12 protein-coding genes are annotated in these 10,768 nt (G+C 73.1%); 6 read left to right on the top strand and 6 right to left on the bottom strand.

Annotated features, from left to right (window positions below; translation table 11 throughout):
- Positions 1-2: 2 nt before the first annotated feature.
- Positions 3-995, top strand: a complete 993-nt coding sequence (locus OHS17_RS01795; protein WP_330310726.1) for an amidohydrolase family protein — start codon at positions 3-5, stop codon at positions 993-995.
- A gap of 24 nt (positions 996-1,019) precedes the next feature.
- Here OHS17_RS01795 and OHS17_RS01800 read toward each other — a convergent pair whose 3' ends face one another.
- From OHS17_RS01800 to mhpD, 4 genes are all read right to left on the bottom strand, one after another.
- A complete protein-coding gene (locus OHS17_RS01800) occupies positions 1,020-2,000 on the bottom strand; it encodes a LysR substrate-binding domain-containing protein (protein WP_330310727.1) in 981 nt (326 codons plus the stop codon).
- A 95-nt stretch (positions 2,001-2,095) separates the two neighbouring features.
- Positions 2,096-3,112, bottom strand: coding sequence for a 4-hydroxy-2-oxovalerate aldolase (gene dmpG / locus OHS17_RS01805; RefSeq protein ID WP_330310728.1), 1,017 nt, complete (start codon positions 3,110-3,112; stop codon positions 2,096-2,098).
- On the bottom strand, positions 3,109-4,056 hold the full coding sequence (locus tag OHS17_RS01810) for an acetaldehyde dehydrogenase (acetylating) (RefSeq protein ID WP_330310729.1): 948 nt from the start codon (positions 4,054-4,056) through the stop codon (positions 3,109-3,111). Before OHS17_RS01810 ends, dmpG begins: the two co-directional genes overlap by 4 nt.
- Complete coding sequence (gene mhpD, locus OHS17_RS01815) at positions 4,053-4,865, bottom strand: 2-keto-4-pentenoate hydratase (RefSeq protein ID WP_164631234.1); 813 nt, start codon at positions 4,863-4,865, stop codon at positions 4,053-4,055. Before mhpD ends, OHS17_RS01810 begins: the two co-directional genes overlap by 4 nt.
- Positions 4,866-5,028: 163 nt before the next feature.
- On the opposite strand from mhpD, the gene OHS17_RS01820 reads away from it, so the two are divergent.
- Entirely contained in the window at positions 5,029-5,763 is a 735-nt protein-coding gene (locus tag OHS17_RS01820) for an IclR family transcriptional regulator (RefSeq protein WP_018103076.1), read from the top strand.
- On the opposite strand, the gene OHS17_RS01825 is transcribed toward OHS17_RS01820, so the two are convergent.
- A complete protein-coding gene (locus tag OHS17_RS01825) occupies positions 5,758-6,876 on the bottom strand; it encodes an SMI1/KNR4 family protein (protein ID WP_330310730.1) in 1,119 nt (372 codons plus the stop codon). The two genes, OHS17_RS01820 and OHS17_RS01825, sit on opposite strands and share 6 nt — an antisense overlap.
- Positions 6,877-7,065: 189 nt before the next feature.
- Between OHS17_RS01825 and OHS17_RS01830 the strand changes: the two genes are divergently transcribed.
- The 3 genes from OHS17_RS01830 to OHS17_RS01840 all read left to right on the top strand — a co-directional run bounded on the left by OHS17_RS01830 (position 7,066) and on the right by OHS17_RS01840 (position 9,777).
- Positions 7,066-7,419 carry a hypothetical protein gene (locus OHS17_RS01830; RefSeq protein ID WP_198957118.1) on the top strand — a complete coding sequence of 118 codons (354 nt, stop codon included), beginning with the start codon at positions 7,066-7,068 and terminating at the stop codon, positions 7,417-7,419.
- A 124-nt stretch (positions 7,420-7,543) separates the two neighbouring features.
- The gene (locus OHS17_RS01835; RefSeq protein WP_330310731.1) at positions 7,544-8,656 is read left to right on the top strand and encodes a PP2C family protein-serine/threonine phosphatase; all 1,113 of its coding nucleotides are present in this window, start codon (positions 7,544-7,546) and stop codon (positions 8,654-8,656) included.
- A gap of 104 nt (positions 8,657-8,760) precedes the next feature.
- Positions 8,761-9,777, top strand: coding sequence for a right-handed parallel beta-helix repeat-containing protein (locus OHS17_RS01840; RefSeq protein WP_330310732.1), 1,017 nt, complete (start codon positions 8,761-8,763; stop codon positions 9,775-9,777).
- Between the two features lie 31 nt (positions 9,778-9,808).
- Here the strand turns inward: OHS17_RS01840 and OHS17_RS01845 are convergent, their stop codons facing one another.
- Complete coding sequence (locus tag OHS17_RS01845) at positions 9,809-10,354, bottom strand: MBL fold metallo-hydrolase (protein WP_383164275.1); 546 nt, start codon at positions 10,352-10,354, stop codon at positions 9,809-9,811.
- A gap of 89 nt (positions 10,355-10,443) precedes the next feature.
- Between OHS17_RS01845 and OHS17_RS01850 the strand changes: the two genes are divergently transcribed.
- Complete coding sequence (locus tag OHS17_RS01850) at positions 10,444-10,767, top strand: MarR family winged helix-turn-helix transcriptional regulator (protein WP_383164278.1); 324 nt, start codon at positions 10,444-10,446, stop codon at positions 10,765-10,767.
- Position 10,768 lies beyond the last annotated feature (1 nt).

The raw sequence follows: 10,768 nt of genomic DNA on the forward strand, positions 1-10,768 counted from the left end.
CGGTGGCAGAGCTGATCGACGTCCACACCCACTACGTCCCGCGCGGCTGGCCCGACCTGTCGGAGCTGGGCGGCCCGGACGCCCCGTGGTTGCGGATCGAGTCCGAGACCGAAGCGATGATCATGACGGGCTCGTCGGAGTTCCGCCGGATCCAGGCGGACTGCTGGGACGCCGGGGTGCGGCTGCGGGACATGGACGCGGACGGGGTGCGCGCGCAGGTGGTCTCCCCGACCCCGGCGTTCTTCCACTACGGCCGCAGCGGCGCCGAGGCCGCGAAGATCGCCCGGATCTTCAACGATCTGGCCCTGGAGATCACCGCTCCGGCGCCGGACCGGCTGATCCCGTTCTGCCAGGTGCCGCTCCAGGACCCGGACGCCGCGTGCCGGGAGGTGGAGCGGGCGGTCGCCGCCGGGCACCGGGGTGTGGAGATCGGCAACCACGTCGGTGACCGCGACCTGGACAGCGAGGGGGTCGTCACCTTCCTCCAGCACTGCGCGTCGCTCGATGTGCCGGTGTTCGTCCACCCCTGGGACATGGATTCCTCGCCGCGGCTCGACCGGTGGATGGCGCGGTGGCTGACGGCGATGCCGGCGGAGACCCATCTGTCGATTCTGGCGCTGATCCTGGGCGGCGCGTTCGACCGTATCGACGAGCGTCTGAAGATCTGCTTCGCGCACGGCGGCGGGTCGTTCGCCTTCTGGCTGGGCCGGATGGAGAACGCCTGGCACGGGCGCAACGACGTCATCGGTACGTCGCAGTACCCGCCCTCGCACTACCTGGGCCGGTTCTCCGTGGACTCGGTCGTCTTCGACGACCGGGCGCTGCGGCTGCTCGTGGACACCGTCGGCGAGGACCGGGTCATGGTGGGCAGCGACTACCCGTATCCGCTGGGCGAGCGCCCGGCGGGGGCGGTGGTACGCACGAGCCGTTCGCTGAGCGAGTCGGCCCGGCAGAAGATCACTTACGGGAACGCGGAGCGCTACCTGGGGCTCTGATCCCAGAGCTCGTCCGGCCCCCGGTCAGCTCTGAACCCACAGCTCGTCCGGCCCCCGGTCCGCCTCGTGCGGGTCCGGGGGCCTTGCCGTCATTCCGGCGGCCGCCTCCTCCAGGCTCTCCATCAGCGCCCTGGCCGACGGGCTGAGGGTGCGGTCGGCCGACAGGGTCAGCCCCACGCGGTGGCCGATGCGGTCCAGCGGCACGGGGAGTTCGGCCAGTCTGCCGTCGTCCCGGACCAGGGAGCCGGGCAGGACGGCCACCACCTCGGTTTCCAGCAGCAGTTGGCGCACGGTCAGGAACGAGGTGGCCTCGACCCGGTTGCGCGGCAGGCCGAGGCCCTGGAGCGCGAGCAGCTCCTCCACCTCGCGGCGCAGCACGGTCTGCTGGCCGGGCAGGATCCAGGGGAAGTGGAGGGTGTCCGCGAGCTCCGCCCCGGGGGTGGCGGTCAGCGGATGGCCGGCCCGGACGACCAGGCGGATGGACTCGTCGTAGAGGGGGCGCCGGATCAGGCCCTCGCCGGACGAGGCGGTCAGCCTGCCCACGATGAGGTCGACGCGCCCGGCCTCCAGGTCGAGGAGCAGGTCCTCCGGGGACGCCTCGCGGACGACGACCGTGAGGAAGGGGTGGGCCCGCTTCAGCGCGGCGACGGCCCTGGGCAGCAGGAGGTTGGACCCGGCCAGGTGGGTGCCCACGACGGCGGTCCCCCGGTCCGCCTCGGCGAGTTCCACGAGGTGCCGGCCGGCCTGGGCGAGCTGGGCGAGGACGGCGCGCGCGTGCTGGGTGAATGCCTCGCCGAAGACGGTCGCGCTGACGCCCCGGGGGCCCCGTTCGAAGAGGGGGACGCCGAGGATGTCCTCCAGCTCGTGCAGGCTCCGGGTGGCCGCGGGCTGCGTGGTGTGCAGCTCACCGGCGGCCGCCACGACCGATCCCTGCCGCGAGAGGGCGTCCACCAGGAGCAGGTGCCGCATCTTCAGCCGGCCGTCGAGCAGGCGGGGAATGTCCACGTAACGACCCTAACGGAGCCGTCACGGGCTCCCTCTTCGAAGCAGCGGCGGGCCCGGCCGTCACCGTGGTGCACGACCGGGCCCGCCCGTCGGTCTCACGCGGAGGCGTTCGCCCCCGTCAGGTCGAGCGCGATGTCGGTGATCATGTCCTCCTGGCCGCCGACCATCTTGCGCCGCCCCACCTCCACGAGGATGTCGCGGGTGTCGAGACCGTACCGGCGGGCGGCGGTCTCGGCATGGCGCAGGAAGCTGGAGTAGACGCCCGCGTAGCCGAGGGTCAGGGTCTCCCGGTCGACGCGCACCTCGCGGTCCTGCAGCGGGCGGACCACGTCGTCGGCGGCGTCCATCAGGGGGAACAGGGCGCAGCCGTGGTCCCAGCCCATGAGGTCGGCGACGGCGACGAACGCCTCCAGCGGGCAGTTCCCGGCGCCCGCGCCCTGGCCCGCGAGGGAGGCGTCGACGCGGGTGACGCCGTTCTCGACGGCGACGACGGAGTTGGCGACGCCCAGGCCCAGGTTGTGGTGGGCGTGGATGCCGAGTCCGGTGTCCGGGTCGAGGACGTCGCGGTAGGCGCGGACGCGGTCGCGGACGCCGTCCATGGTGAGCCGCCCGCCGGAGTCGGTCACGTAGACGCAGTGGGCGCCGTAGGACTCCATCAGCTGGGCCTGGCGGGCGAGTTCGGCGGGTTCGGCCATGTGGGACATCATCAGGAACCCGGCGACGTCCATGCCCAGGTCCCGGGCGGCCGCGATGTGCTGGGCGGAGATGTCGGCCTCGGTGCAGTGGGTGGCGACGCGGACGGACCGGATGCCGAGGGCGTGTGCCTGCCTGAGGTCGTGCAGGGTGCCGATGCCGGGCAGCAGCAGGGTGGTGGGGACGGCGTGCTCGACGCTGTCGCAGACCGCCTCGATCCACTCCCAGTCGGTGTGGGCGCCGACGCCGTAGGTGATGCTGGAGCCGGACAGGCCGTCGCCGTGCGCGATCTCGATGGCGGCGACCCCGGCGGCGTCGAGGGCCGCGGCGATGGTGCGGGCCTGGTCCACGGTGTAGCGGTGGCGGACGGCGTGCATGCCGTCGCGCAGGGTCACGTCCTGCAGGTAGAGAGCGGTCATCGCGGGGCCACCTCCGTGGCGCGGTGTGCGGCCATGCGTTCGGCGGTGCGCAGGGCGGCCGACGTCATGATGTCGAGGTTTCCGGCGTAGGCGGGCAGGTAGTGGGCGGCGCCCTCGACCTCCAGGAACACGGAGACCCTGGCGGCGTCCCCGGACCGGGTGCCGGCCGGGAGGAGCGAGCGCAGCGGGTCGTCGCCGGTGACGCGGTCGAACTGCACCTTCTGCTTGAGGCGGTAGCCGGGTACGTAGGTCTGGACCCGGGCCACCATCTCCTCGACCGAGGCGGTGACCACGGCGTCGTCGCAGTCGCCGACCAGGCAGTGCACGGTGTCCCGCATGATCAGCGGGGGTTCGGCCGGGTTGAGGACGATGATCGCCTTGCCGCGCGCGGCTCCGCCGACCTGTTCGATGGCCGAGGAGGTGGTCTCGGTGAACTCGTCTATGTTGGCCCGCGTCCCGGGTCCGGCCGAGCGGGAGGAGATCGAGGCGACGATCTCCCCGTAGTGCACCGGGGTCACGGCGTTCACGGCGGCGACGACGGGGATGGTGGCCTGGCCGCCGCAGGTGACCATGTTGACGTTGGCGGCGCCGAGGTGCGCGTCGCCGTTGACGGGCGGCACGACGTACGGGCCGAGGGCGGCCGGGGTGAGGTCCACGACCGTGCGTCCCAGGGCGCGCAGCACCTCGTCGTGGCGGCGGTGCGCGCCCGCCGATGTGGCGTCGAAGACGATCTCGACGTCCGCGAACGCGTCCAGCTCCACCAGTCCGTCGACGCCCTCGTGGGTGGTGGCCACCTTGAGGCGGCGGGCCCGGGCGAGGCCGTCGGAGGCGGGGTCGATGCCCGCCATGGCGGCGATCTCCAAGGTGTCGGAGAGGCGCAGCACCTTGATCATCAGGTCGGTTCCGATGTTCCCGGACCCGATGACGGCGACCTTCGTGGTCATGCGCGCGCTCCTTGCGTGGTGGCGGACGCGAACGCGGCGGAGACCGTGCCCAGTCCTTGGATACGGGCGGTGAACTCGTCGCCCTCGGCCGCCGCGGCCATGGGCCCGAGCGCGCCGGTCAGGACGAGGTCCCCGGCCTTCAGCGGATCGCCGAGCCCGGCGAGGGTGGAAGCCAGCCAGAGCGCCGCGGTGAGCGGGCTGCCCAGGCAGTCGCGGCCGCTGCCCCGCGAGACGGTCTCGCCGTTCTTCGTCAGGGTCATCGCCGCGTCGCGCAGGTCGACCCGGTCCAGCGGGACCGGGGTGCCGCCGAGCACGTACAGGCCGCAGGAGGCGTTGTCCGCGACGGTGTCCACGATGCCGATGTCCCAGCCGGCGATGCGGCTGTCCACGATCTCCAGCGCGGGCAGGGCGAAGGCGGTGGCGCGCAGCAGATCGGCGACGGTCGGGTCGCGGTGCGGCAGGTCCGTGCCGAGCACGAGCGCGACCTCGGCCTCCACCTTGGGCTGCAGCAGCCGGCCCGGGGCGATCGGCAGGCCCTCCGGCACGGCCATGTCGGCGAACAGGGCGCCGAAGTCGGGCTGCGCCACCCCGAGCTGGCGCTGCACGGCGGGCGAGGTCAGGCCGATCTTGCGGCCCACGAGGCGACGGCCCTCGGCCAGCGAGCGCTCGACGTACAGCCGCTGTACGGCGTACGCGGCCGCGACGTCCTCCTCGGGCAGGAGCGTGCGCACCGGGGGGCACGGCACGCCGGTGCGCGTGGCCTCGCGCAGGACGGCCGCCGCCTCGTGCACGGCGTCGGGAGCGCTCACCGCCGCGTCCCCTCGGTTGCGGCGGGGCGGTGTGGGACGTACATGCGCGTTACCTCCGGCAGGAAGGGGGGTGGGGCGGCCGTCGACCGCACGACAGGTATAGGCGTGCGGCCGGAGACGCGGCAAAATATGTTCCATGACACGGAACAGCGCGTCGGGAAACATGCTCGACAAGGCGGCGGCCGTCCTGGATTGCTACCGTCCGGACGGCGGAGCGTTCCGTCTGACAGAAATCGCTGCGCGTACGGGTCTGGCCAAGACCACCGCGTTCCGGCTGTGCGCCGATCTGGTGCGCCTGGGCCTGCTGGACCGTGCGGGTGAGACGTACCGGCTCGGCGGCAAGCTGTTCGAGCTGGGCTCCCTGGTACCGAGGCGGCAGGATCTGCGGGAGGCGGCGCTGCCCTTCCTCCAGGACCTGTTCGAGGCGACGCACGAGACCGTGCACCTGGGCGTGCGCGAGGGCTTCGACGTGGTGTACGTGGAACGTATCCACGGCCATGACGCGCTGGCCCTGCCGTCCCGCATCGGCGGCCGGCTGCCGCTGACGTGCACGGGGGTAGGCAAGGCGCTGCTGGCGTTCTCGGACGGCGCCCTGGTCGAGGAGGTGCTGGCCCGGCCGCTGCCCCGGCTGAGCCCGCACTCGATCACGGACCCGGTCCGGCTGCGCACGGTCGTCGAGCAGATCCAGGTATCCGGGCTCGCCTACGAGGAGCAGGAGGCGGCCGTCGGCGTCAGCTGCATCGCCTCACCGGTCTTCGACGGCCCGACGGCGGTGGCGGCCCTGTCCGTGGCCGTGCCGCGCGCCCGGTTCCGGCCGGCCCAGCTGGCACCGGCCGTGCGCACGGCCGCCCTCGGGCTCTCCCGGGTCATGCGCGGCACGGCACGCGACCGCTCATGAGGGCCGCGGCTGCCGGCGCTTCCGGGCATCGTGGCGGCCGGCCACGACCGCGCGGACGGCCCGGTCGCCCCGGGGGTCGGCCATCAGACGGGCGATGTCCCACCAGCGCAGCAGCAGTGCCGGGAAGTGCGGCGGGATCGCGTTCAGGTGGTCCTGGTCGAACCGTGCGCGGACGCTCTCATGGCGCAGGGCGGTCCTGATGTCCTGGAAGGACGGCGGCCGGTGGCGTATCGCGGGTGGCAGCGCGGCCTCGTGCTCCGGTGCCAGCCTGCGGCCGGGCTGGGCCATGATGTTGCCGCGCAGCGCGGCGGCGATGTCGTCCTCCAGCTCCTCCTGGGCGTGCACGGCACGCCCCCACCACTGGTCCAGGAAGGCGGCGACGGCCTCGGGGTCGGCCAGGTCGAGGGCGTCGCGCCGCTGGTCGAACGCGTCGCGCTCGTCGTGGGGCAGGGCGGCCCGGATCGCCCCCGGGGTCTTCGCGGGGTGGCGGGGCGCGGCCTGGCCGAGGTGGCGCACCCATGCGTCGCCGCGTTCGTCCTCGGGGGGTCCCCAGACGAGGGCGCCGTGCAGCATGCCGGGCTTCTCCGGGCCCGCCGCCGTCAGGGGGGCTTCCAGGCTGATCGCCATGAGTTCGAGGAAGGCGGGCAGCGACGCGTACTCCCGGTCGCGCTCCCCGTACCTGGTCCAGCGGCGCACTTCCCCGGTCCGGCCGTCGAGGTAGAGGCCGGAGACGGTGTCGTGGGGGTTGCGGGAGCAGAACGGGATCCACGCGGGCTCCCAGAAGGGCGTGATCTCCTCGCCCCCGCCGACCTCCTCCTGGATCTCCGTCTGCCGCCGGTGGACCTCGGCCACGGCGTCGAGCGGCATGAGGGCCCAGTCGCCCAGCATGAGCCCCGAGCCGTTCACACCGTCCTCACCGGCGGACAGCCGCCACACCGCTTTCAGCTCCTCCGGGACCTCCACGCCCAAGACCGTTTCCAGCCGGGCCAGTTCGTCGTCGGATGCGCCGGGCCGGAGCGCCGCGTACGACGGCGGGGTGTACTCGGCGAGCCATTCCAGGATCCGGGCCCAGGCCCGGGCGGCCCGTGCGTCTGCCGGTGCGTCACTAGTCATGTCCCTACGCTCGCATCACGCCCCGAGCAGTCGCGGGGCGGGGCGGGCCAACGCCCTCGGAGGGATGGGCCATTCGCCCTTGGAGAATCGATTCGCGGCCCCCGATCGAGGGAGGCCGTGTTGGCTCCGCCGGCGGCGGGGGCATGCCTGGCACCGACCCGCAGGCTACAAGAAGGAGGACGATCCCCGGTGTCTCTTCGCTCTCTCACCAAGGCCGTCGGCGCGGCGGCCGGTGCCGCCGTGCTGCTCGTGGCCGTGCCCGGTTCGGCGTCGGCCGCGACCGGTCAGTTCCGGTACTCCTACACCACCGAGGACGGGTACGAGGCCGTCGGCTTCCTGAACAACCCCGAGAGCGGCCGGTGCGTGAACCTGGACGCTCCCGCTTCCGTGCCGGGGGCCGCTTCCCGGGCGCCGAAGAATCTGACGGACGCCACCGCCATCGTCTTCCTCGGCGCGGACTGCGAGGGCGACACCTACTACGTCCTGCCGCCCGGCAAGGGCGCCTCCGACCGACTGCTGCTGAGGTCCGTCGTCTTCTCCTGAGCCGGCCGGCCGAGGGGCTGTGTCCGGGTGTCACGGGCACAGCCCCTCGGCGCGCCGCGCCGATGAGTGCCCGGGGAGTCCGGCTGCCGATGCGGGCCGGGCGGGTGCGGTGTAGAGAGAAGTCATGGCGCAGCACGCCGAAAGACGCCGCCGGCCGGTGCGAGCGAGCCGGGCACTGCTCGCTGTCCCCATCGGCTGGATCATCGCGGTCTTCCTGGTGGACATACTCGCACCGCCCGATATCCACCTCGGCCCGCTGCTCGTCGCGGCGCCCGCGATCACTCCCTCGATCGGCGGGCCCCGGGCGGTCGGGTTCGTGGCCGCGCTGGCGGTGATCGCGCAGACGGCGGTCGGGGTGCTGCGCGATCCGGACGAACTGCTCTCGGCGAACCACCAGGCGCAGATCCTCGCTCTGGCCCTGGTCGGGGTGTGCCTCGTGGTCTTCTGCGTGCTGCGGGAGCGTCGCGCCCGGGAGCTGGAGCAGGTGCGGTACGTCTCCGAGACGGTCCAGCGGGTGGTGCTGCCCCCGCTGCCCCGGCGTCTCGGCCCGTTGCGCGCGGCCTCGCTCTATCTCGCGGCGGAGGCGGAGGCGCAGATCGGCGGGGACCTTTACGCGGCGGCGCGCACCGACACGGGGACGCGGCTGATCATCGGTGACGTACGGGGCAAGGGGGTGAGCTCGGTCAGCGACGCGGCGCTGCTGCTCGGCGCGTTCCACGCCGCGGCCCGGCACCGGGCGAGCCTGGACGAGTTGGTCGCCTATCTGGACGAGAGCGTGTCCTGGGGGCTGCCCGAGTCGGACGGGAACGGCCCCGGGGAATCGTTCATCACCGCCACCGTGCTGGACATCCCCGACCGGCACGACCGCGTGCACATGGTCTCCTGCGGGCATCCCCCGCCGGTCGTGCTGCGCGGCGGGCGGCCGCTGACGATGGACGCCGCCTCGCCCGCTCCCCCGCTGGGGCTGGGCGGTCTGTCGCACCCGCGCTATCACATCGACAGCTTCCGCTTCGTTCCCGGCGACCTTCTGCTGCTGTACACGGACGGCGTCACCGAGGCCCGTGACGGCTCCCGCGCCTTCTATCCGCTCGCGGACCGCGTCACCGGCTGGGCCGAGGGCGACCCGGACTCCTTCATCGACCGCTTCCGCGACGATCTGCTGGGGTACGTCGGCGGGCGGCTGGACGACGACGCGGCGATGATCGCGATCGGGTACGGCGCCCCTTCCCGGGCCTGACGTCGCGGGCCGGACCGGCGCCCCCTTGACGGCTCCGTTGGTCCAGTCCAATCTGGGGCACCTCGCGATCTGTTGTGCCCCTGCCAAGACGGTGAGGTCCCGCCATGCTCCGTACCCCTTCCCCTTCCGGCCGGTCCGGGCGACCGGCGCGGCGCACCGCCGTCGCCGCCGCGCTCGTCGGCGCCGGTCTGCTCGCCACGCCCGGTGCCGCGTCGGCCGCGCCCGGGACCGCCGACGCGGCGGTGGTACGGGTGACGAACGGCAAGGAGCTCAAGACCGCACTGGCGGCCGCCGTTCCGGGGCAGACGATCGAGCTGGCGGACGGCTCCTACTCGGGCAACTTCAAGATCACGCGGGGTGGTACCGAGAGCGCCCCGATCACCCTGACCGGTTCACGGGCCGCGGTCCTCACCACCCCCTCGGGCGGCGGGAACGGCATCCAGCTCACGAGCGCGCCGTACTGGGTGATCCGGGGCATCACCGTCACCGGCGGCCAGAAGGGCATCATGATCGACTCCTCCGACCACGTCACGGCGGACTCGGTGGAGATCCACCACACGACCATGGAGGGCATCCACTTCCGGACGTCGAGCAGCTACGGAGTCGTACAGAACTCCGTCATCCACGACACCGGCCTGTCGGGCAACGGCATGGGCGAGGGCGTGTACGTCGGCACGGCGAACACGCTCACGGACGCCAGCGACCACGTCCGCATCCTCGACAACGTCATCGGCCCCGGCATCGGCGGCGAGAACATCGACATCAAGGAAGGCACCACGGGCGGCCAGATCTCCGGAAACACCTTCGACGGCGACGGCCTCACCGGAGCCAACTACGACGACTCGTGGGTCGACATCAAGGGCAACGGCTACACGGTGGAGAACAACCGGGGCACCGGCACCACCAACGACGGCTTCCAGACCCACACCCAGGACCCGGGCTGGGGCTGCGGCACCGTCTTCCGCAACAACACCGCCGACCTGACCGGCGCCACGGGCCCCACCCGCTTCGCCATCGACATCACCAACTACTCCGCGTCGGACTGCCCCGCCACGGTGACCTCGGACAACCGGGTCACCGGCGGCGCCGGACTGGTCAACCCGGGCGTCCCCGTCACCTGACCGTCCGCGGCGAGGGCACGCGATGCGCGGGTCAGCCCCCGGCCCCCGACCGGACCGCCCCGCCCACCTCGGCCGGAGAGATGCGCCAGGGCGCGCCGTGGCCGGGGAGCACCCAGGAGGCCGGCAGGCCGGCGATCCGGTCCAGTGAGGTGAGCGCCTCGGCGGGGTCGTCGGTGAAGGGCGCCGGCTGGGGACCGGTGCGCCCGGTCAGGACGTGCCGCGTGGTCAGGGCGTCCCCCACGAAGACCGCGTCGGCGAGCGGAACGTGCACCGCCACGCTGCCCGGCGAGTGCCCCGGCACGCCCACGATCACCGGGCTGCCGGGCAGGTCGAGGACATCGCCGTCGGCGATCTCCGTGACCTCCCCGACGTAGCGGGGGCGCAGGCCGTTCTTGCGGCGGGAGTACCCGAAGAAGCCGAGGGCGGGGCCCGGGCGCATGGGGCCGACGGCGACCTTGGGCCTCTCCCCCGTACGGGCGCGGAGCGCGTCGTCGGCGTGGACGAACACCGGTACGCCATAGGTGGTGCGCAGCCGTTCGGCGAAGCCGATGTGGTCCGAGTCGCCGTGGGTCAGCACGACTCCGCGGATGTCACCGGCGGACTTGCCCAGGGCGCGGAGTTCGCGCCGCAGGTCCCGAGGCCGGCCTGAAGCCCAAGCACGTCGGCGTGCTGGGCGCCCTCGACGCGGGGCTTGCCTCCTCGCAGCTGGAGATCGCCAGGCTGATGCGGGTGGCGCCCAGCCTCGTCGTGTCCCTCGCCGATCACCTGGAGTCCAAGGGCGCGATCAAGCGGCTGCGCGATCCGGCCGACCGGCGCCGCCAGGTCCTGAGCCTCACCGACGAGGGCCGCGAACTCCTGGGGCGGTGCACGGACATGGCACTCGCGATCGACGCGCGGCTGGACGCCGGGCTCACCCCGCCCCAGCGGGCCGCGCTCCGTGACTCACTCGACCGCCTGGCGGTGGCGTACGGACTGCCGGTACGCGACTAGC

The sequence above is a fragment of the Streptomyces sp. NBC_00523 genome (assembly GCF_036346615.1).
Taxonomy (GTDB): Bacteria; Actinomycetota; Actinomycetes; order Streptomycetales; family Streptomycetaceae; genus Streptomyces.